16 protein-coding genes and 1 pseudogene are annotated in these 21,823 nt (G+C 63.9%); 6 read left to right on the top strand and 11 right to left on the bottom strand.

Annotated elements, in window-relative coordinates; translation table 11 throughout:
* Positions 1 to 139: 139 nt before the first annotated feature.
* Together ABDZ81_RS12890 and ABDZ81_RS12895 are read left to right on the top strand one after the other, a co-directional pair.
* Positions 140 to 358, top strand: coding sequence for a hypothetical protein (locus tag ABDZ81_RS12890; protein ID WP_343774402.1), 219 nt, complete (start codon positions 140 to 142; stop codon positions 356 to 358).
* A 487-nt stretch (positions 359 to 845) separates the two neighbouring features.
* Positions 846 to 2,038: pseudogene (locus ABDZ81_RS12895) on the top strand (orc1/cdc6 family replication initiation protein).
* Between the two features lie 121 nt (positions 2,039 to 2,159).
* Here the strand turns inward: ABDZ81_RS12895 and ABDZ81_RS12900 are convergent.
* Positions 2,160 to 2,792 carry an RNA 2'-phosphotransferase gene (locus ABDZ81_RS12900; RefSeq protein WP_343774403.1) on the bottom strand — a complete coding sequence of 211 codons (633 nt, stop codon included), beginning with the start codon at positions 2,790 to 2,792 and terminating at the stop codon, positions 2,160 to 2,162.
* A gap of 131 nt (positions 2,793 to 2,923) precedes the next feature.
* Between ABDZ81_RS12900 and ABDZ81_RS12905 the strand changes: the two genes are divergently transcribed.
* On the top strand, positions 2,924 to 4,120 hold the full coding sequence (locus ABDZ81_RS12905) for a carboxylate--amine ligase (protein ID WP_343774404.1): 1,197 nt from the start codon (positions 2,924 to 2,926) through the stop codon (positions 4,118 to 4,120).
* A 169-nt stretch (positions 4,121 to 4,289) separates the two neighbouring features.
* Here ABDZ81_RS12905 and ABDZ81_RS12910 read toward each other — a convergent pair whose 3' ends face one another.
* The 3 genes from ABDZ81_RS12910 to ABDZ81_RS12920 form a co-directional block, all read right to left on the bottom strand.
* Positions 4,290 to 5,327, bottom strand: a complete 1,038-nt coding sequence (locus tag ABDZ81_RS12910; RefSeq protein ID WP_343774405.1) for a polysaccharide deacetylase family protein — start codon at positions 5,325 to 5,327, stop codon at positions 4,290 to 4,292.
* Positions 5,328 to 5,450: 123 nt separating this feature from the next.
* The gene (locus tag ABDZ81_RS12915) at positions 5,451 to 6,584 is read right to left on the bottom strand and encodes a CARDB domain-containing protein (RefSeq protein WP_343774406.1); all 1,134 of its coding nucleotides are present in this window, start codon (positions 6,582 to 6,584) and stop codon (positions 5,451 to 5,453) included.
* An 81-nt stretch (positions 6,585 to 6,665) separates the two neighbouring features.
* Positions 6,666 to 7,637, bottom strand: a complete 972-nt coding sequence (locus ABDZ81_RS12920) for a glycosyltransferase family 4 protein (RefSeq protein WP_343774407.1) — start codon at positions 7,635 to 7,637, stop codon at positions 6,666 to 6,668.
* A 140-nt stretch (positions 7,638 to 7,777) separates the two neighbouring features.
* Here ABDZ81_RS12920 and ABDZ81_RS12925 point away from each other — a divergent pair, with 140 nt between their 5' ends.
* Complete coding sequence (locus tag ABDZ81_RS12925; RefSeq protein WP_343774408.1) at positions 7,778 to 8,746, top strand: hypothetical protein; 969 nt, start codon at positions 7,778 to 7,780, stop codon at positions 8,744 to 8,746.
* Positions 8,747 to 8,791: 45 nt separating this feature from the next.
* On the opposite strand, the gene ABDZ81_RS12930 is transcribed toward ABDZ81_RS12925, so the two are convergent.
* The gene (locus ABDZ81_RS12930) at positions 8,792 to 10,261 is read right to left on the bottom strand and encodes an oligosaccharide flippase family protein (RefSeq protein WP_343774409.1); all 1,470 of its coding nucleotides are present in this window, start codon (positions 10,259 to 10,261) and stop codon (positions 8,792 to 8,794) included.
* 620 nt (positions 10,262 to 10,881) lie between these two features.
* Between ABDZ81_RS12930 and ABDZ81_RS12935 the strand changes: the two genes are divergently transcribed.
* Positions 10,882 to 12,516, top strand: a complete 1,635-nt coding sequence (locus tag ABDZ81_RS12935) for a right-handed parallel beta-helix repeat-containing protein (protein WP_343774410.1) — start codon at positions 10,882 to 10,884, stop codon at positions 12,514 to 12,516.
* 9 nt (positions 12,517 to 12,525) lie between these two features.
* Here the strand turns inward: ABDZ81_RS12935 and ABDZ81_RS12940 are convergent, their stop codons facing one another.
* The 3 genes from ABDZ81_RS12940 to ABDZ81_RS12950 form a co-directional block, all read right to left on the bottom strand.
* On the bottom strand, positions 12,526 to 13,527 hold the full coding sequence (locus ABDZ81_RS12940; protein ID WP_343774411.1) for an FkbM family methyltransferase: 1,002 nt from the start codon (positions 13,525 to 13,527) through the stop codon (positions 12,526 to 12,528).
* Between the two features lie 108 nt (positions 13,528 to 13,635).
* Complete coding sequence (locus tag ABDZ81_RS12945; RefSeq protein WP_343774412.1) at positions 13,636 to 15,426, bottom strand: hypothetical protein; 1,791 nt, start codon at positions 15,424 to 15,426, stop codon at positions 13,636 to 13,638.
* A 105-nt stretch (positions 15,427 to 15,531) separates the two neighbouring features.
* Entirely contained in the window at positions 15,532 to 16,581 is a 1,050-nt protein-coding gene (locus ABDZ81_RS12950; protein WP_343774413.1) for a DUF1616 domain-containing protein, read from the bottom strand.
* A 265-nt stretch (positions 16,582 to 16,846) separates the two neighbouring features.
* On the opposite strand from ABDZ81_RS12950, the gene ABDZ81_RS12955 reads away from it, so the two are divergent.
* The gene (locus ABDZ81_RS12955) at positions 16,847 to 17,965 is read left to right on the top strand and encodes a DUF354 domain-containing protein (RefSeq protein ID WP_343774414.1); all 1,119 of its coding nucleotides are present in this window, start codon (positions 16,847 to 16,849) and stop codon (positions 17,963 to 17,965) included.
* A 67-nt stretch (positions 17,966 to 18,032) separates the two neighbouring features.
* Here the strand turns inward: ABDZ81_RS12955 and ABDZ81_RS12960 are convergent, their stop codons facing one another.
* From ABDZ81_RS12960 to wecB, 3 genes are read right to left on the bottom strand one after another with little or no spacing between them, the layout of a single operon-like run.
* Positions 18,033 to 19,628 carry a COG1361 family protein gene (locus ABDZ81_RS12960; protein WP_343774415.1) on the bottom strand — a complete coding sequence of 532 codons (1,596 nt, stop codon included), beginning with the start codon at positions 19,626 to 19,628 and terminating at the stop codon, positions 18,033 to 18,035.
* Positions 19,625 to 20,689, bottom strand: a complete 1,065-nt coding sequence (locus tag ABDZ81_RS12965; RefSeq protein WP_425541912.1) for a polysaccharide deacetylase family protein — start codon at positions 20,687 to 20,689, stop codon at positions 19,625 to 19,627. The genes ABDZ81_RS12960 and ABDZ81_RS12965 overlap by 4 nt, the downstream gene beginning before the upstream one ends.
* The gene (wecB, locus tag ABDZ81_RS12970; RefSeq protein ID WP_343774416.1) at positions 20,686 to 21,801 is read right to left on the bottom strand and encodes a non-hydrolyzing UDP-N-acetylglucosamine 2-epimerase; all 1,116 of its coding nucleotides are present in this window, start codon (positions 21,799 to 21,801) and stop codon (positions 20,686 to 20,688) included. Before wecB ends, ABDZ81_RS12965 begins: the two co-directional genes overlap by 4 nt.
* Positions 21,802 to 21,823: the final 22 nt, after the last annotated feature.

The following is a 21,823-nucleotide window of genomic DNA, read 5'->3' on the forward strand; positions in this document are numbered from 1 at the left end:
AGCGCAGGGGCGTCGCGGCCGCGCTCGACGCCTCCTGACGGACGGCGCCGAGCTTTACAAGCGCGTCTCGAAGCGCCTGGAGAACTACAGCCACCGCATTCAGACCGTTTCGGCGCTCCGGCGCGCCCGTCAGCACGACGTGGCGAAGCGGCCGGGCCAGTCGGTCCAGTACGTCGTAGTCGACGACGCGCGGTCGCGGGAACGGGTGCGACTGGCGTTCGAGCTGATCGACGACTACGACGCCGACCTGCTCGTCCGGGCCTGCGAGAGTGTCGTCTCGCCGCTGGGCTGGAAGCGCAAGCGGATTCGGCGGTATCTTCGGGACGGAGAGAATCTGACGCTCGGAGCGTTCGAGTAAGGCGCTGAAAGAGAGATATCAAACGGGGAAACACCGGCCGGGTCGCCTCACCCCCACACCGCGTTTCCGGTGGGTTGGTGATTTTGCTACCCCTGCAGCACGATCCGGCTGCCAGACACCGTGTTTCCGGTGGTAGGCGTACGGCGAATGAGGTCAGCAGACTACTTAACCTCGGATATAGATAGTAGGGTTTATATGTTATAGCTTGTTATATCCCTTCAAGTGGATCAGCATACCGAATAGACGATCACAGACCGTCTTCCGCCAGTTGAACTGTCGGAGGTCTGGTCGCTCTCAGTGTTCTCCGGGTCCTCGCAGTACGAGTTCCACCCGGGCTGTTTAATCAGTCTAACCGTATTTCCGGTGGTGACAATTCCTGCATATACCGTGGAGAACTGCTCTCTATTTGTCTGTCCCACCGGAAACGTGGTGTGTGTCTCTCGTCGAAATAGTAAAGGCGCATCCACCGGAAACGTGGTGTCAAAGAATGACCGACCCAGAAGAGTTCTTCCGGCGCGACGACGCTATCTTCGCGAACAAAGAGTTGCTCGAAATCAATCATCTACCGACTAACGACCGCATCGTTGGCCGGGATGAAGAGATCAAACAGCTCGCGAATGCAACGAACCCTGCAATCTTCGGGCAGTCTCCCAGCAACGTTCTCCTGTACGGGAAGACTGGGACGGGGAAATCGCTGTGCGCAAAACACGTTTCACGAACACTCGTCGATATCGCTGACGAGGAGGGCATCAACGTCAGGTACGTGTATATCGACTGCGCCCAGGACACGACTGAAACACAGACAGCTCGCTCTATCGCCTTCGGGTTCAATGACCCCGACGAAACTGGAATCACGATACCGGAAAAAGGGATCAGCACGTCAGCGTACTACAAACGGCTCTGGGAGATTCTCGATCAACAAACGGACGTCGCTATCGTCATCCTTGACGAGATCGACAAACTCGACTCTGATTCGATTCTCATGCAGCTATCACGTGCCGGTGAAGCCGGAAAGATCTGCGACTGTAAGATTGGTGTGATCGGTATCAGTAACAAAATCAAATACAAGGATCGGATGGACGAGCGGGTGAAATCTAGTCTCTGCGAACGTGAGTTCGTGTTCCCTCCCTATGACGCGAATCAGTTGCGCGAGATCATGGACGCTCGAAAGGACGCGTTCCACGACGGGGTTCTGGAGTCTGGCGTGATCCCGAAAGTGGCCGCGCTCGCAGCACAAGAGCACGGTGATGCCCGAAAAGCGATCGATATGCTCCGCTACGCCGGAGAGATTGCGCAGTCCAGGGGAGATGGGACCGTCAAGGAATCGTACGTTACCGAAGCTCGCGAACAAGCCGAAACCGACCGGTTCCGAGAACTTATTCGGGGTGCAACGCCGCATTCGCGTTACGTTTTGCAGTCGCTCGCACTGCTTTCGTTGAACAGCGAAAGCGACGATCAGTTTCGAACGACGACCATCTACGACATGTACGAACGAGTCTGTGGTGAACACGCGTCCGAACCCTTTCTCTCCGCCGCGTTCGTGATCTCCTGAAAGAACACGCCTTTCTTGACGTCGTCGAGCGATCTCGAGAAGGTGGTGGCCCTAAGGGGAATTACACTACACATCGGTTGCTCGAAGCCTCAGAGACCGTTCAGGAAGTTTTGCTAGATACGGAGTGACGCAACCACCGGAAACACGGTGTGTCTTCGGGTGTTGTCCCCGCACTTCGACTGACCACGTCGATCAGCAGTTCCTCGTTCTAGGAGAGACTCTCCACCGAGTTTCAGAGACATCAGACACCTATTCCCCGAGCTCCCGCAGATACTCCGGCGGCACGCGATCGGTCGTGTACGTCTCCCGGCCGCGCTTGACGACTCGCAGGCCATCCTCCCGCATCGCGGCGGCGTCGATCGCGAGCACCGCGGGATCGACGGCGTGACGGCGTCCGACCTCCCGAGCTTCCGCGATCGATCCCGAGAGGTGGACCTTCTGGCGACTCATCGGTCGCAGTCCCTCCGCGCGGATCGACGCCAGGTTGTCGGGCGCGGTGCCGTGGTAGAGCTCGTCGGGGACCGGCGTCGCCTCGGCGTCCAGGTCGACGTCGACGGAGTGGCCGTAGGCGGCGCGGACGCGATCGACGTCCCGCTCGAACCGACCCTTCGGGTCGGTGGCGATCACCGCGGCGACGTGCTCGGGGCGCGCCCAGTCGTACTTCCCGACGGCGGCGTCGACGAGCGCGTCGTACGGCGTCCATCCCTGATCGTCGAGCTCGAGTCCGGCGTCGCCGGGGAAGTGCCGCAGCGCGCCGCTGAGAAACTTCGATAGCCGGGTTCGGCGGTCGCTCCCCAGGACGACGGTGCCAGCGTCCGAGCAGATCGGGCAGGAGTCGCCGACGACGTAGCCGTGGGCGTCGCACTCGCGAACTTCTGTCATCAGGTGAGCGTAGCCCTCAAGTCACTTCAATAGCGGCGTCCTGAATCGAGATTGGAGTAAACGGCAACTAACTGTCAACCCACGTATTAGCAGAGATATACTAATTTAGGGAGTTCCGCTACGAGTAGCAAATGGGTACACGTTCGGCACGCGATTCGGTGGTGATTCCGACCGGGTTCGATCCGGGGAGCTATCCCTGCGTCCGATCGCTCTCGCGCCGGGGCGTCCGCACGATCGTCGCCTCCGAGCACGAGAACGTCATGGCCGCGGCGTCGCGGTTCTGCGACGAGTCGGTCGTGATTCCGCCGCCGGATGACGATCTCCTCGCGTACAGGGACGCGCTGCTGGGGCTCGCTGCTCGGCCGTCAGTTCGGACGATCGTCCCGGTACGGCCCCGCGACCAGTATCTCTTCGCGAGGTACCGGGAGTCGTTCGAGAACTACGTCTCGGTCGTGACGCCGCCGCTGGAGACGCTGAACGTCGCGATCGATCGCGTTCGACTGATAGAGGCCGCCGAGCAAGCGGGCGTACCGGTGCCGGACACGCGTCGGCTCGGCGAGGTCGACGACTGGTCGGGGAAACAGATCGTCAAAGCCCGCTACAACCTCCTGGCGGACGAGTACCTCGACGGGTACTCGGAACGAGATTCGGACGTCGTCAAGGAACTCGAACACCTGGCGCCGGGAGAATGGCCCGATCGGGAGGAGCTCCACGACGAGATGCTCCACGAGCCGATCGTCCAGGAGTTCGTGGAGTCGACCGACGAGTACGTGTTCTGTGCCTCCTACGACCGCGGCGACGCACTCGCGACGTTCCAGCACCGACAGGTCCGCGGCGACTCCTACACCGGGGGCGGCGGTGTCTATCGGGAAACCGTCGACATCCCGGAGCTCGACGCGGTCGGGCGGCAGTTGCTCGATCACCTCGACTGGCACGGCCCCGCCTGCATCGAGTACATGCGGGGCGCCGACACCGGCGAGTTCGTGCTCACCGAGATCAACCCTCGAATGTGGCAGTCGCTGGCCTGCGCGGTCCACTCCGGCGCGGACTTCCCGTACTACTACTGGCTGCAGGCGACGGATCGCGCCGACGAGATCGAGCCCAAGTACGACGTCGGGACCGGAAGCCACCTGCTGTACGGCGAGATCGGTCACCTTCTGTCGATCTATCAGGAGAATTCGCCGCTTGTCGATCGACCGTCGCTCCCCGGCAGGGCGCTGGAGATCGCCACCTCCTGTTACGCTGTCCCGCAGTTCGACACGTTACGACTGGACGATCCGATGCCGTTCCTGAGCGGCGTCCAACGCGTTCTGAGCGGCGACAGATGATCGCGTACAGCGGGTGCGATCGCTCGGCGAGCGTACCTCGGTCCGAGAATCCTCTCAGAGCACCGAATCGCGGGGGTGCTTCTCAACCGGCCCGCGCGGCGTCGTCCCGCGAGCGGGCTTGGGAGCTACGTCAGCACGCGGCCGACCAGCACGCCGAACCCGAAGCGGATCAGACTCGCTGATCTACCCCCTGTCGCTGGCCTGCTACCCGATTCGTCTCGCCTTTCTGTTCGTCCTCTCCTTTCGGATTCGTCGCCGGCTTCGACGGGGACACGTGACGGACTCTGATGTCGTCGTTCAGCTCCGACATCGTCTTGACAGTAACGTCGTCGTTCTCTCTGAGCGATGCGAGCGTCTCCAGAAACGATTCGATCTGCGGGAACTGGTACTCGTTGCTGAGATCGTACAGGTGACACCAGACGTGCAGCGACGAGCCGTCGTCGATCGCGGCGTCAACCGCCGTGCGGAGATACCGCTCGTGGAGCCGACGACGAACGCGAACGGGAAGCCACCGAAAGGCTAGATGTGTCGCTCGCTGACCGGACGGTAACGACGCGGCGGTGAGCGTCGGCTGCGAGGCGCAGTACGTTTCGACGATCCCATCTTCGATCTGTGGTTCCCCGACGTGCGGGGGACCGAGCAACAGTTCTCGAAATCGACTGATACCGGTGGCGGCACTCTCGTCGGTCGGAACGCGGATGATTCCGATGCCTTGTTCGCGCAGAACGTCGGACGAGGGCTCGTAGTGGCGCGGCGGTACGAGAGACGTGGTCCGTCCGTTCGCCTCGCTCTCGTGGAGGTGCTGGGAGTATTCGATATCCCTCCGCTGCGTGTCCTCATCTGCTTCGCCGCACAGCACGTGCGAAAACGTGTGCGTGCACAGCTCGTGGTCAGTCCGCCGGGCAGCGATCTCGTCGATCATGTCGGGCGCGTAAAACAGTGGATCCGTCTCACTGTCGGTCCCGGGATCCGCTTCGAACCAACCGTCGTCGTACGGTCCCGGGTGCGATCCGGCGCACTCCTCGAGGAAAAGGTGGCCGACGACGTCGAAGGAGACGGGGATCCGATGCGCGTCGCAGGCGTCCAGCAACTTCCGCAGGTACCGCCGTTCCTCTCGTCCCCGCTCGCTCAGGTGGTCGTACCGCTGCAGGTCGTGGACTCCCCAACCCAGCTCGATCTCGATGCTGATCGTGACTGTCGCGGCCATACTCGCGACCTCTTAGGGATCGTTCTTAGTTACTGTATCTATACTATAGATATACTTTCCATACTAGTGTGGGATTGGGAAGTGCGATCAAAATAGGATCCGACTCCGAAAGTCGGTCGTCGACTACACTCGACGGCGACGGGCGACAATCGCCGCGCCCAGAAGGCTACCGATCGCCGCGGCGACGCCGAAGCCGGGCAACTGAGCATCGTTCCCATCCTGGTCGGTGTCAGTTTCGCCAGTCGTTTCGTTGCTCGCTTCTGTGACCGTCACTTCCACGGCTTCGTCGCCGACCTCGATCGCGTGCGTCCCGGTCTCGTTCAACGTCACGGTCGTCGTGACCTCGGTCTCGGCGCCGGCGTCGAGCGTGACGTCCGTCTCGTCGACGACATCGCCGTCGATCGCGATCGGGACGGTGAACGTGTCCTCGACGTTGCCGTCGTTCTCGACGGTCGCCCCGATCTCGAAGCTCTCGTCGGCCTCGACGTCGCTCGGCGCGGTCACGTCCGACACGTCGAACGAGGAACACGGACCGGAACGGAGTTCGATCGGCCGGAAGTCGAGTGACGTGCGCTCGGTGCCGTCGCCGCCGCTCGAAAGCGCTTGCCAGTCGGTGATCTCGCCGGGATACACGCGGAAGTCGGCGTTATCGTTGAACGCCGGATCGATCGTGATATCGACGTCATTGTCGTCGAGTCCGCCGCGGAACACCGCCCCGTCGGTGCTGTTCTCGCTGTACACCCACGTGATCCGGCTCGACGTCTCTCCGTGGTCGAACTCGTCGGACGGGCCGCCGCTGAGGTCGTCGCTGTAGCTGTCGTCCTCGACGGCCCACTCGCCTTCCTCGGGGAGGCTGTCGAACTGCATCGTGACCGCGCTGCCGTTCGTACCACCGTAGACGCGGTCGTGGACGAGCACGAGGCTGGTCCCCTCGGTTCCCTCGTACAGGAAGAGGATGCTCGTGTCGTCCCGCTGGAGGTCCATCGTCCCGAGCGAGCTGTACGTGTAGCTCGAGGGCTCGGTCTCGGGCGTTCGGTAATCGTAGAACTCTTCGACCGACTGCGATCCGTCGCCAAAGGTCGAGATCGTCGTACAGTCGCCGTCCTGGAGGACCGAGTAGTTCCCGGGAGCGGCACCGTCCTGCTGTTGCAGGGCCGCTTGGCCGGCGCCTCCCGCGACTGGACCGGCGGCGATGGAGAGGATCGCGATCACCGCGACGAACGTCGCGGCTGCCGTGGACAGGTTGCGTATCGTCATCAAGGCGTGAGACGAGTCGTCGTAGACACTCTTCGTTATGAATCGTATACTGTCCAGCAACTATCCGTCGGCAAGACCGAACTATCCGTCGGAAGCGCTCGCGGTCGGCGACGCAGTACCGTACCGCTCGTCGGCGTCGACGACTGAACGATACACGGATCGAAGTCGCTCCGCCATCTGCTCGCTGCTAATATCCCTCGCGTGTTTGCGCCCGTTCGAGCGCTCGCGTGCGCGGAGAATCTCCACTGTGGCGTCGGTCAATCCCTCGTCCGTCCGGCGGACAGCGGAGGGATCGACGCCGTCGAGACGCTCTGCGACGTCACCCACGTCCGTCGAGACCACCGGCAGATTGCAGGCCATCGCCTCCTTGACGACGTTCGGCGACCCCTCGCGGCGCGAGGTCAGCAGCAGGCAGTCCGCGGCGTTCATGTAGTCCGACATCTCCGCGTGCGCGACGTCGCCGACCGTCTGCAACTCGACGGGGCTGGAGAGTCGATCGGTCGCGGCGTCGGCGATTCGCTTCGCTCGCGGGTAGTTTTTCACCTCTCGATCCGGGCCATAGGGGAACAACACGTGATGAGCGTCGAGGTCCCACCCGACGCGATCGATGGCGGTCGATCGGTCGAGCGGTTCGAACTTGTCGAGCTCCACGCCGTGAGGGATGACGTGGTACTCACAGTCCAGTCGCTCGCCCATCGACTCCGACATCACGATCGTAGCGTCGCAGCGGGGAGCGCACCGCTTGCTCAGCCAGCCGAACTGTCCCTCGAGATCCGAGCCCCACAGAGAGAGCACGACGGGCAGGTTCGGCTGTGCGAGCGCCATCGGCGCGGTCAGCCCGTAGTTGACGTGGATGAGATCGTACTCGCCGAACGACCGCCGTAGTACCTTCGGGTGCAGTCGCAGGTAATCCAAGACCGACCGGGAGGAGTCGCGGTCAAACTCGCCGGGGACCGAGAGATTCGTGCAAGTGACGCCCTGTGATTCGAGCGCTCGTACCTGTAGCTGGAAGCACGGAGACGACTCCTTCGTCGTCAGATTCAGCACGTGCATCGGTTAGTTGAGGTTTTGAACGTTGTAGCATTGTTATGAATCCCCTGAGCAGCTCTACCGCGTTTATATCCCAATATTAAACAAATTCTCAACCATAATCGGTGCAAGCTCTTAATATGTGAACTACTCCACGCTACCGTATGAGTGATATCCGACGGATTAGAGAACTTGTCCGGAAAGGATGGGCCGAGCCTCGGTCGATCCCGCCGTTCGTCTTAAAAAAGACGCTAGGGATCGAACCGTGGAAGTTCGGACGGCACGCGGTTCCGAACGCCCTATCCAAAGCAGTCTACCGACGAGCTTCAACCAAGGAACCGCAGCGGACGATCTGGGACGAGGAGTGGGACCTGCTGATACTTTTGGACTCCTGTCGGCCCGAGTGGCTGTGCGAGGGTGCCGAGAATCGCGACTGGATCGACGATGTTGAGACGGTTTGGTCCGTCGGTAGCCACTCTGCGGAGTGGACAGAGAAGACGTTTGCCGACGAATACGGACCGGAGATGGAAGACACGATCTACGTGACGGGGAACCCTTACTCCGCTGATGCGCCCGTCTCCAGATTCGCCGACTTCGAGAACGTCAATGAACGTGAGTGGGAGGTAGACTCCGCAGTACCGCCGGCGCACGTCGTCACCGACCGTGCGGTGAAAATGGCCCGCGAGCGGGACTGGAGTCACTGTATCGTACACTACATGCAGCCCCACAAGCCGATTTTCGAGCAAGGGGAGTCGAGGGGTGACTCCCGATTAGATGAACGGTGGCAGCCGAACGCTACATTCTGGCGCCAGTACATTGATGGTGACGTCTCGCTGAGGGAGCTTGAGGGTGCGTTTATCTCGAATCTGGAGTACGTCCTTGAGGAGGTCGAGATTCTGCTCGAAAACGTTGACGCGCCGTCGGCGGTCGTAACCAGCGATCACGGCCAGGCGCTCGGCGAGCAGTTTCTCTGGAGCCACCGCCGAGGAGTCAAACACCCCTCCATGCGGCATGTTCCCTGGGTAGAGTGTTCCGCGACGGATACTCGCAGTTTAGAGCCGAAGGTCTATCGACAGGCGACGTACGAAAAGGAGCAGCGACAGGAACAGTTGAAACAGTTGGGATATCTTTGACGCCGGCAGACGCAGCCTGGCAACGCGTATCGAACAGCTCACCGATCAAGTAAAGAGCTTCATCGCCCGCCGGACATCTATAAGACCGCCGAGAGAAACGCCGGCGGACCACACGAGTACACCGAAAGCGACGACGCCGAATAGCCGCACGGGTCCGGAGACGAACGGCAACAGCAGGTAGACGCCGGCGCCCATCAGCAACGACACCGCGCCGACGCCGATCGTCGTTCTGACGGCCTGCCCGAACCGGAGCGGGAGCTCCCGGCTGATGATGTAGATGTTCACGGAAGTGTAGACCGAGTACGTCACCACCGTCGCCGCGGCGGCACCGACGACGCCGAAGGCGGGGATCAACAGCAGGTTCAGCAGGAAGTTCGAGATCGCGGTCGCCGACTTGACGATCGCCCGGTCGCGCGCGCGTCCCAGAAAGTCGAGGCCGTCGCTCGTGATCCTGTTGATCGCGCTCATTAGAATATAAAGACTGAGAACCTGCAGCACGGGAACGGCGCCGAGATATCCCGCTCCGAACACGTGACGAACCATCGGCTCGGCGACCAGCACCAGACCGACGACCGCGGGGACGTACAGGAGCAACACGTGTTCGAGCGACTGCTCGTAGAGGCGGGCGGCCCGTCTGTCCTGGTCGCTTGCCTGCTGCTCGCCGTACATCGGTGAGACGGTGAATCCTAGCGCCCGCGCCGGGACGGTACAGACGCTCGATACCTGCTTTCCGATGGTGTAGAACGCGACCGCGGCGGGGTTCACGAGAACGCCGATGAGGATCGTGTCGACCCGCTTGTCGAGCACGCCCGCCCCTCTCGTCGCGGTCAGCGGAACGCTGTACTCGACGATGCGTCGAAGCAGTCCGTCTTCCCGCTGGGCGGCGCGATCGAACGTCCGATAGATCCTGTAGTACAGAATTCCGAATCCGACGGCGACGGCGAGGAACAGCCCGATGACGTATCCCGCAAGCGCGCCGACGACGCCGAAACCGAGTAGGACGAACCCGACGGCGAAGATCACGCGACAGACGGCTGAGAGCGTGTTGACCAGGGCGCTGTAGTCGACCCGATTGAGCCCTTGAAACACCTTGACGAGATACGTTCGCAGCGCCTGGAACAGCACGTATCCGAGTCCCAGCGCCAACAGCGCGGCGAGACCGGGCTCGTCGAGCAGCTCGGCGATCCAGGGGCCGCCCAGCGAGACGGCCGTTCCGGTCACCAGCGAGAGCGCGAGCAGGATCCCGAGCGACGACGTGACGACGTGGGGAACCTGTGCGGGCTCGTTTTCGGCGTACTCGGTCACGTAGCGCGCGACCGACGACGGGAGACCGAGCGTTCCGAAGATCGTCACGACGCCGAGCACCGAGAGCGACAGGAACAGTAGTCCGTACTCCTCGGGCGTGAGCAGCGATCGCGCGAGCACGACGATCAGAAGACCGTTGGCGACGACGTTGACGAGATTCGCGCCGAGCGTCGCTTTCAGCCCCCGTGAGATCCGATCGACGATCGACATCCGTCAGCGACCCCGTGTTTCGCTCGACGGCGCGTCGAATCGATTCGAGGCGTCGACGGCGCCGTCGCGATTCGAATCTTGCTGGGAACTGTGTGGAGACCATCCGAGCGGGAGTAGACGAGCCAGAAACCGTCGACACTCTCGTTCTTGAGGGCGTTTACAACGCCCGGTCGCGCACATCCGGCGGAGATGTGACGGAAAGGGTTCTGACAGCATTCTGGTGGCGTACATCCTGTGAGCGGGTCTTCTGGGGCACTTCCCGCATTCGGACCTTTGTTATGGTGTATCTGTCCCGCGTTTCGTCGCGACCACCCTATCATGCAGTCGTAGACGAACAGGTAGTGGCCGATCGCACCGTTCTGAGCATCCGGCGTCACTGCAACTCACTCCTGATAGGCTGTGCTTACCCACTTTTGATAGACTTCGATCATCAGATGCTCGCGGGCTGGTCCGCGATCGGGAAGATAGTATCGCAGTTACCTGCGTATTTTTTCGCTCCCTTCGTTTACTTACCAGTCTGCTGCTCTTCGACTCAATTAGTTTATTTTATTACCCATAAGCTAACTTTCGTTAGGGAGATAAAAATATTTATAACCAGTAGAATCCACCTACCATCCGGAATGGCTGACGAATCTAAAAGATCGCAAAGGAAGGAAGCGGTTAACCGGCGCTCGTACCTGAAGGCGACTGCGGGAGCGGCGGGGATCGCCGCGTTCGGGCTGAACGCGGCCGCGGCGGCCGACGACTACGAGGAAATCGTCGTCGACGCGGGCGACACGTACAGCGTCTCCCTCGGCGACGGGGACACGCTCGAAAACGTCCTGATCGACATCTCCGCGTCGGGGGCGGGCTACAGCATCAACGCGGACGGCGACGGGTGGGCGATCCGCAACGTCGGCGTCAGGGGGACGTTCGACAGCCACTCGAACGACTCGCAGATCACGCTCAACACGCCCTCCTCGGACAGTACCGGCGTCGTCGAGAACGTCTATCTCCCGGGCGCATCTAGCCCCGGCCACAGCTACGACGGCGCCAAAGGGATCTACGTCTTCCGCGATCACGCTGGGGACATCCTGATCCGCAACGTGAACATCAAGCGGATGCAGGACAACGGCATCTACGCTTCCTCGCCCGGACACGACGCCGACAACGCCCTCGGCGGTACCGTTCGCGTCGAGGACTCGTACTTCGAGGACAACGCGACGGTCGGGATCCGCCTCGGAACCAGCGGGTCGTACGCCGAGAACTGCGTGATGGTCGGCGGTATCCACCGCGGCTTCTGGGCGTACTACGAAGAGACTGAGCTGCGCAACTGTGATCTGCTGGACAACGGCACCGACATCGTCGTCGGGGGCGGCTCCTACGATAAGCAGGCCGAGGCCAGCGTCATCGCCACGGACTCCCGCTGGGAGAGCGAGGATCTGGAGTACGATTCCAACGACATCCAGGGCGAGTCGCAGGGGACCCCGGAGGACCGAGTGCCCGAGGGGGTTCCCACGTCGGCCGAAGCGGCTGCGTCCGGAAGTGCCAGCTCCGGTAATACAGGCGGTTCCACGGACTCGGATAGTTCCGACGATACCGGCGACGAATCAGCGCTACCGCAGGGCGACTTCGCTCTGACGGTGTCGACGGACGGCGACCTCGCCGAATACATCGTCGAACTCGACGCCGAGGACGTGACGGCCGGCGAGGGAGCGGACACGCACGACCACGACTACGAGGATCGCGCGTTCGAGCGCAACGGCAACTGGTACGTCCACGGGTACACGGCCGGCGGCACCGAAACCTTCCAGGTCACGGGCGGAGAGATACTCCGCCTCGGCGCCGCACAGGGCTCGCCGCTGTTCACAGCCGATGGGCAACGTCTCGATACGGGGGCGGTCGACTCGATCTCGTCGATTCCGGACGTTGAGGACGGCGCCGATACCGACGGCGACCGGAGCGACGACCAGAACACCGACAGCGACGCCGACTCCGGGAGCGATACTGAACTCGCGAACAGGGTCGTCGTCGACGGGACGCAATCGGACGACGTAAGCACGTACAAGTTCACCGTCTCCGGAACGGTCGAATCGGACCCGGAGGGGACGACGCTCGTCAACGGCGGGTCGGACTGGGACACGATCGAAGATAACGTCTCGGAGGACTCCGTCGTCGGCATCGTCAGCGAAGGCGAAGACGCGTACGTCTACTCGGGCGAGGTCACGAACATGGTGATTCGTGGCAATGCGACCGTGACGATCCAGAACGAGTAGTCCGCGAACCTACCGTGGTTTTTTCAGGATGAGATTGTACGCCCGCTCGTAATCCGCGAGCGACTGCAGATCTTCGGCGTCGATACGACCGACGAACGGGTCCGCCGTGATCGACTCCGTGAGCGCCGCGACGATCTCGAAGCAGTGCTCGTCAAATCGATCCAGTAGTTCCGCTCGAGTCTCGTAATCGAGCGCGTTCGCGTGCACTTCCAGGGAGATGACCGTGGGGCCGTCGGCGCGAAGCACCGTCTCCATTCCTCGCAATACCTCGGTTTCGTATCCCTCGATGTCCATCCTGACGGCAACGACGGAGTCCGGGGCACGGCCGTGCTCGGCGAGGTACTCGTCGATCGACCACATGTCGACCGCGACCGTCTCGCCGGTATCATGGTTCTCCTCGATCGACATTTTGGACCGGACCTGGTTGAGATTACTATGGCTCGACAGCTGGAGTTCGGCCGTCCCGCGCTCGGGACCGACCGCAGCCCGTTCGACGCTGGCGGCGTCCAGCCGATCGTTCAGCGCAAGGTTCGTTTCTAGGAGTTCGACGTTTCTGTCGTCCGGCTCGAACGCCACCAGTTCCGCCCCCTCGCCGAGGGCATCCATCTCGATCAGGGAGAAGTAACCGATGTTCGCGCCAATCTCTATAGCGAGACCGTTGTCGTTCTCGTCGTCCAGACGCCGCAACTCCTGCTCGAAAATCTCCGTTCCCACCTGTTCGCGTCCGCCGTACAGAAATAGATCTCGGGAGATTCCGTTGTCGGAGAGGTCGAGTCGCATCTTGTTACCCCAGATCTCACGCTCGATACCGTTGCCGTACCGCCAGACGAGGTACCGCAGATAGAAATCGTAGATTCGCCATCCCGTCGCCGCGGCGACGAGGTACCCGACGGCAGCGCCGAACCGCCGCCGTCGAAGTAACAGCCGAAACTCGCACAGCCCGTGCTTCGCCCACCACGCCTTCTCCCTCGGATCGGATAGAAACGCGAATCCCTTGCGCGCTAGTTCCATAGTATGTACCAGACGGATCGAAATGCAGGTGGATAGTTAGTAGTGCGCTAAAACTTCGAATCGGCCCTTCGGGGCCGTTGTGACGCCGGTCGTCCGATACCCGAAGCGTCAGCCGTCCGTCCCCTGAATGCGGAACAGCCGAAATTCGCCGTTCGACTGCACGCGTGCGACTCCCGGCCGCTCTCCGATCGAGACGAGTTGCATCCGCGTGTATCGTAGTTCGTCGTACGCCTTCACCTCGCGCTCCCAGTCGAGCCGTGTCATGGTGAGGTACCGATCCTCGCTAGACTGCCCGGCGAGTCCCTTCTCAATCTCCGAGCCGTTCACTGCCCCGTACTCGCCGGTACGGCCCAGTTCGGCACGCTCGATGTCAGCGTATCGGTTCGGACCGGCGCGGATCCCGACGAACTCGACGTCCGGTTCCTGGTGATTGAACGCGGTTTCGTGGCCGGACATGGTCATCTCCGTCACGTGCGGTGAGGAGAGATAGATGAACGTCGACGGGAACACGGTGATCAGGGACAGCACCAGAACGATCCCAAAGCCGGTGATCGCCGCGCCATGGACGGCGCCGGTCGACCAGCGTCGCGAAAGAGCGCACGCGCCACGAGCGATCGCAGCCGCCCCGAGGATCGTCACGAGCAACATCATCAGGCCGAACACGCGGAAGTACATTCCCGAAACGGAGCCGAAAAAGTACAGCGCGAAGATTCCCGACAGGCCGAGTAGGCTGACGACGAAGTACGGGATCATCCCATGAGTCGCCCGCGTGAGCGTCCGATCGCCGTCCCGCAGCGTCTGCAAGACGAGTAATCCGACCAGCGCCATGAACACGAGACTCGCACTGAACAACTTCAGGAAGATTCCCAAGAAGCTCCCGCCGATAGCGGTAAGCGATGCTCCCTGCGTAGCGACGTCCTTGGCGGCGCTACCACCGCCGAGGAAGAACTCCAGCGCGTTCGTGACGGCGTACCCGATCACGCCCGAGAAGAAGCCGTGGTTCGATATCCAGACGAGAAACGCGGCTACCAGCACCGCGGTCTGGACGTAGAGCGGCCGGTGGGACGCGATCGGATGGTCGGTCCGCCAGCGCCGGTAGAGAACCTGGAGCCCGCAGATCCCGACAAAGAAGGGCAGCAGGTGCGCGACGAGCTGTGGATGATAGACCACGAGCGCGACCGACGTCAGTGCGAGCGACGCGCCGACAGCGGACGAGGACAGCAGCGACGCCGGACTGCGGACGTATTTCAACACGAGATACACCGCGACCGACGAGAACAGGATCGCCTGCGACATCGCGTGGGGCTGCAGGTGAGTGCTGAGCGAGGTGATCGGCAGGAACATGAACGCCGAGAAGGCGGCAGCGGTCGAGCTGTACCGGCTCTCGAAGACGAGCGGCGTCGACAGCGTCACGAACGTGAAAAAGAGCACGGACAGGACGACGACGACCAGCAACATCGCGTGGGCGAGATCGATCCCGAACGCGACGTCGAACAGTATCGTGACGCTGTGCATCCCCGGGTATCGCAGGTCAGTCGGCAGAAAGTTCCCAACCTGAATTCCGCGCGCCCATCCCAAATGCGTGAGACCGTCGCCGCCGCTGTAGAACCAGTAGCCGCGCAAGACCGGGAGGCCGGCGAACGCCATCGTCGCGATACCGCCCAGCCCCAGCGCCGTCCGCCGAAGCCACCGGTTCGAGGCGCGGAGCGCGACGAACAGCGAGACGAACATCGCACAGCCGTACAGCGCCCAGAACGTCAGCGGGGTGGCCGCGTACAGCGACAGTTCGTAGCCGGTCGCCGGATTCGAGTGCGCAGTGGCGACAGCACCGACGAGAGCGAGAAAGCCGAGCACGAGCAGTCCTCTATCTGCGAGCGGCGCCGAACGTGAGCGTTGCATTCTCTACCGTTTCGTCCGGCAACGCGTACCTTGTTATAGTGGGTATTCCTGAAAGTAACTGGTAGTTACCCTGAAAGCGGAGACTCGACAGAACCGTCACGGCGTCTACGGTTCGAAGGGCTCGTCCGACACGTCGATCCAGAGGTAGACGTGCCGATACGCGGTCTCCGCACTGGGGGTCCCGGGGGCATCACCCTTGTACAAGTAATAACTGAGCCTGAGATCCTCGCCAGTCGTCTCGGGCGCGACGGCGTGGTCGTCGTAGCGCCGCTCACCGGGATCGAGCGCCAGCGAGCTACGTCGAAGTTCGCTCATTTCGAGAACGGTTACACCGCCGCCGCTAGCGTCGGTGTCGACCCGCTCGACCTGCGTGACGATCGTGTACTCGGTTTCGACCTGCTCGTTGTTCTCGACGCCAACAGTCAGATCGCGTTCCTCGCCCGCGGTGAAGTTCTCGGGGTAGTCGCCAGCGACGTACTCCCCGCTTTCGTTCTCGGTCACCAGCGTCAGCTCCGAGTAGCGCTCGCCGTCCTGGGGGGCCGCGAACGCGTAGCCGACGACCGCGACCGAGAGAACGACACTGAGGACGAGCGCAACGTTCACGGCCACATTCACGCCGTTTCCGTCGAACATGAAACTCCGGAGACGCCGAAGCCACGCCCGGAACGGGACCTCGAAGCGCACGTCGGGATCGACGGCGCCGCGACGGGTTGCGCTCGCAGCGGCGCCCACGAGGACGAACAGAGAGAGCCCGGGAACGACCACGTCGGCGGCGTACGGCCACGGCGAGAACGCGATCGCCAGCGCGAACAGCGGCAGTACGGCGAGACTCAGACCGAACGACAGCGCGGCGCGCTCGGCGCCGTCTATCTCGGAGTACTGGACGGGGACGACGCTCCACCCGCCGGCTCGCCGTCGATCCTCCGGGACGGACGTCCGCGGGAACAGCGTCGTGACGAGGACGTAGCCGGGGAGGAACAGCAACAGCGGTGCTCCAAGGGCGACCCGAAGCGGCGGCGACTCGACGCCGACGACCGTGAGGGCGAGGTTGACGACGACCAGGAACGCGAGCGTCGCGCTCACGTCCGAGGGTATCCGCGTCGCCAGTCGCGACGCGGCGTCGGTCGCTGACGTCGGGAGGTCAGGATTGCTCATCGATGCCTCCCTGCGCCGACCCGGAAATCGGCGTTCGCTACGCGAGCACGACAACGGCACTTCGGGACTCTATACATCTGCTTGTGCAACTGTCCGGAGTGGTGCGGTTTTGTTATGGCTTGTATACGGGCCCTTGCGACGGGGTAATGGGCCATTTCGACGCACCACCGCGAACGGCGCCGCTGATGCCGCAGCGCCGGTCGAGCGCGCTGACGCCGAAGGAGCCGGGTAACAAACAGCTGCAACGACCGCTGTTCGACCAAGAATGAAATATCTGATTTTCGCGAACACGCCGGCGCACGTCCACCTGTACAAGCACGTCGTCGGCGAGCTCCGGACGCGAGGGCACGACGTGCTCGTGCTCGCGCGGGACTACGGCTGCACGGTCGAGCTGCTCGAGTGGTACGACCTCCCCCACGAGGTGTACGGCTACTGCGACACCGCGAAGGGGTCGCTGTTCGCCCGGCTGCCCGCACACTACGCCAGGGCGCTCTATCACGTCCGCCGGTTCGACCCGGACCTGATCTTCGGGATGGGCGGGTACGCCGCCCACACGGCGGCGCTCACGCGGACGCCGTCGGTGCTGGTGCTCGACTCGGAGTCGACGTCGCTCGATCACGCCGTGTCGACGCCGCTGGCTCGCGCCGTGCTCACACCCGATACGTTCCGCAAGGAACTGGGCGAGAACCACCACGTGTTTCCCGGGTTCAAGGAGTGCGCGTATCTCCACCCGGAGGTGTACGAACCTAACTCGTCGATCCGCGACCGTCTGGACGTCGGCACCGACGAGCCGTACGCGATCGTCCGGCTGAACGCGTTCGGCTCGCACCACGACGTCGGCCAGGGCGGGATCGACGAGGCGGACTGTCGCGAGCTGATCGACAGCCTCGCCGAGCGATCGACCGTGTTCGTCTCCGACGAGGGGAGGGACATCGACCTCGCGGAGACGCCGGCGGAGCCGTTCTCGCTGCATCCGGCGCTGCTCCACGACGCGCTCGCGGAGGCCGAGCTGCTGGTCGCCGACACGCAGACGATGGTGACCGAAGCGGCGCTGCTGGGGACGTCGGCGATCCGCTCGAACTCGTTCGTCGGCGACGACGACATGGGGAATTTCCTCGAACTCGAGGAGGAAGGGCTCATCTTCAACCTCGCCTCGTTCGGCGAAGTCCTGGAGCACTCGGAGATGCTGCTCGACGCCGACGGCGTGGCAGCGGAGTGGGAGCGGCGTCGCGACGCGTACCTCGCCGAGAAGTGTAACTTGACGTCGCTGCTCGTCGACGTCGCGACCGAGCGCGGCGACGCCGAATCGGTCGACGGCGTCCGGCGATTCGGCGAAGCGCCGCCGAGCGAGCGCGAAGCGGCACCGGTGGTCGACTGGGCCTGATCGGTTCGGTGCGACCTCGTGATATCGCGTCGCGACGCCGCTCGTCAACCCTCTTCTCGACGCCGCGTCAGCCTCGGATGCGGCGTCGGGCGATCGACACCGCGGCGAGTACCGACAGCGCGGCGACGGCGATCGCGGGCCCGAACCCGGGTAGCGCGTCGTCACCGTTGTCCTCGGGACCGTCTCCGGGGTCGGTTCCGTTCGGCTCTCCGTCGGGTCGCGCCTCGACGGTGACGGTCGCCCGCTCGTCTTGTACCTCGACCGTGTAGTTGCCCGGCGCGGCGAACTGCTGTTCGTACTCGATAGCCCGGTTCTCCCCGGGCGCTGCGGACACCACCCGAGCGTCGACGCGCTCGCCGAACACCCGTAGCGGGATCGTTCGCTCGCCGTCGAACTGGCCGTCGTTCGCGACGGTGACCCTCACGTCGACGGTCTCGCCCTCGCTGATCCGCGTCTCTGAGAGGTTGACGCCGACGATTTCGAGTGACTGTCGCGGGGCGACCGCGAGATCGGCGAACGCCGACACGTTCGCTCTGAATCGGTAGACATCGCTCGTCTCCTCGATCAGTTCGGTCGCGACCGGTCGCCACTCGCCGGCGCGCTCGTAGAGGACGACCGCGGTGTCGTCCCGAGCGCTCGGGTCGAACGCGGCCTTGCTGACGGAGAACGTGACGGAGGCGTTCGATCCGTCGGGAAGATCGCCGGACATAGAGAGAGCTGTGAGAGGATCGGCGCCGTCGACGCCCTGAGGCGGGACGCCGGAGTCAGCGCCGCCGAACCCGAGCGCGAACGAGCCGTTCGCGACCTCAACCGACACGCGCTCGAACGTCACGTTGTCGGACGGTCCTGCGGGCGGCGTGAGCGCCACCGGGTGGTCGGCTCGTGCGCCTGTGACCGACGCCTCGATCCCGTCGCCGGTCCGGTCGTAGCTCACCGACGCGCCGTCGCAGGTGCCGGTCCGGATCGTGATCGGGGCGTCGAGCGACGGGAGCGACGTCCGGTTCGCCGAGAAACCGTCGCTCGACGCCACGGCCAGCGACTCGACGCCGCGATCGACGCCGAAGGCGGGGTCGATCGTGACGGCGAAGCGCCCGTCGAGACCGCCGTTGATCGCCCCGCCGTCCGTGCGGCCGGCCCGCCAGGACCAGGCGCCGCGCGCCCATCCGGGGCCGCGCGTGAAGTTGTCCGCTCGGCCGGCGGCGTCGTCGCGGACGGCCCACTCGGCGTCGGCGGGGAGCCCGACGAACTCCATCGTCGCCCGCCCGCCGGAGCCGTTGGTTTGGCCATCGTCGTCGGACCCGTTGATTTGGCCGTGCACGACGCCGAGGCTCAGCCCGTCGGAGCCCTCGTGCAGGAACAGGACGCTCCCGTTCGCGGACTGGAACGATTCTGTCCCGTAGGAGCTGCGGCCGGGTTGCGAGTCGAGGCCGGTCGTCACGTTCGAGCGGTAGTCGTAGAACGACGCGACCGTTCCTCCGGATCCGAACGGCTCGATCGGCCGGCAGACGCCGTTCTGTTCGACGACGTACGACGTCGTCTCGTGGTGGTCGGCGACCGCAGTCTGACGCGGTTCCTCGGCGGAGCGGGCGCCCGGCGGCTGGGCGACGGCAGCGACGAGCGACGCGACTAGCAGCATCGCGAGGAGCGTTCGACCAGCTTTCATCGTGACCGGTCACCACCGGGGATCGGACTGCGGAGCCGATTTTGTTCACGATCGCCCGGACGCTCGCAGTCAGCGTCGAGGTCCACCTCTCGCTCGGGGTCGGCGTCCGACTCGAACCACCGGTACAGCGCGCGCGGCGATCCGACCCACGCGCCCAGCTCCAGCGCGCGCTCGACCAGCCAGCGGTAGAGGCGTCGGTAGCCCGGGAACTCGCGGTCGCTGAAGTACCGGGGATGCCACAGCGCGGTCGCGACGGCGTCGTTGCGCGCCGCCTCCCCGAGGATGCGGTCGCAGACGTCTCGGGCGTCGTCGTACCGCTCGCCGGGATCGGGGAGCGCCTGCTCCATGATCGTCAACGGGAACGCGACGAACTCGTCGTCGAACGGCCGCAGCGGCCGGTAACCGTAGTCGAAGCCGACCGTCTCGCCCGATCCCAGGCTGGCGTCGTACCGCAGCCCGATCGCCCGGTGGTGGCGCCACGTCTCCGGGAAGGAAAGTCGAAGATGGTGTTGTCTGCCGCCGGCGATCCGATCGCCGAGCACCGATTCGATGCGATTCTTTTCCTCGCGTAACCGACCTTGGTCGTCCGGCGAGTGGTACGAGCCGTGCAGGCCGACCTCCCAGCCGCCGTCGTCGAGCTCCCGCACGGCGCGCGCGATGTCGGGCGCCTCGACGTCGTACCGGCCCAGGTGCTCGATCCAGTGTGTCGGCGACGTCCAGTCGCTCGGTGGGCGGTCGCGGAAGAGGTGCTGCTCGTCGAGGAAGTAGAAGGCCGACCGGACGCCGAGGTCCGCCTCCAGTTCGGCGATCGATTCGAACTGCCAGTAGGGGTTTGCCGACGACAGCGCCGTCCGGGCATGATACAGTGGCCGTTCCCGAAGCGCGTAGTACAGCGACGGCAGGCCCTTGTACGGCCGGTCGACGTCGTGGGTGAGACAGAGCGCGAACTCGGCGTCACCCGGCAGCGGCGCGTCGACGCGGGTGGCGTCCTGGTCGTCGACGAGCTCGTCGACGACCGAGGGCGGGTGGTGGCCGCCGATCGGCGACGAGGAAGCGGTCACTGTCCTACCTCCCGTTCGAGCGTTCGGACGATGCGGCTCGCGGCGGTACCGTTGCCGTACAGGTCTGGCTTGGGCGGCAGGTCGCCCGCGGAGCGGATGGCGTCGGCGATTTGCTCGGCGTCGGCGCCGACGAGCCGGTTCCAGCCGGCGTCGACGGTCTCGGTCCACTCGGTCGTGTCCCGCAGCGTCACGCAGGGCGTGTCCAGGTAGAACGCCTCCTTCTGGACGCCGCCCGAGTCCGTCGCGACGCAGCGGGCCCGCTCGACGAGGCTGACGAAGGAGAGGTACCCGACCGGGTCGACGATCTCGACGCTCTCGGTCGCGCGCTCCCATAGGTCGAACTCGCGGAGCGCCGCGACCGTGCGCGGATGGGCGGGAAGGACGACCGGATACGGGCAGTCGCCGAGTCCGTCGACGATGCCGGCGAGTCGGTCCGGGTCGTCCGTATTTTTCGCGCGGTGGACGGTCGCCAGCACGAACTCGTCGGGCACGTCGATCGTCTCGTGGACGTCGATCCTTCCGCCCTCGTCGAGGCGATCTCCAGCGTCGTCGATGCCATCTCCACCATCGTCGAGGCGATCGCGGACCTGCAGTAGCGTGTCGTACATGACGTCGCCCGGGACCGTCACGCCCTCGACGATGCCCTCGCATTCGAGGTTCTTTCTGGCCGCCGTCGTCGGGGCGAACAGCAGATCCGAGCAGTGGTCCGTGAGCACGCGGTTGACTTCCTCGGGCATCGAGAAGTCGCCGGAGCGCAGTCCGGCCTCGACGTGCGCGAGCGGAATCGATTCTTTGGACGCGACCAGTGCCCCGGCGAGCGTGGAGTTCGTGTCGCCGTACACGAGCACCACGTCGGGACTGGCGTCGAGGACAACGCGTTCGAGTTCGACCATCATCTCGGCGGTCTGAGCGGCGTGCGAATCAGAGCCGACGCCGAGGTGATGGTCCGGCTCGGGGATCGCCAGCTCCTCGAAGAACACGTCAGACAGCTCGGCGTCGTAGTGCTGGCCGGTGTGGACCAGCGTCTCGTCGTGATCCTCGCGGAGCTGCCGGGAGACGGCGGCCGCCTTCACGAACTGCGGGCGGGCGCCGACGATCGATAGCACGTTCATCGTTCTGGGTCGGTAGCTCGTC

Origin of the sequence: Natronoarchaeum mannanilyticum (genome assembly GCF_039522665.1) — an archaeon.
Lineage (GTDB): Archaea > Halobacteriota > Halobacteria > Halobacteriales > Natronoarchaeaceae > Natronoarchaeum > Natronoarchaeum mannanilyticum.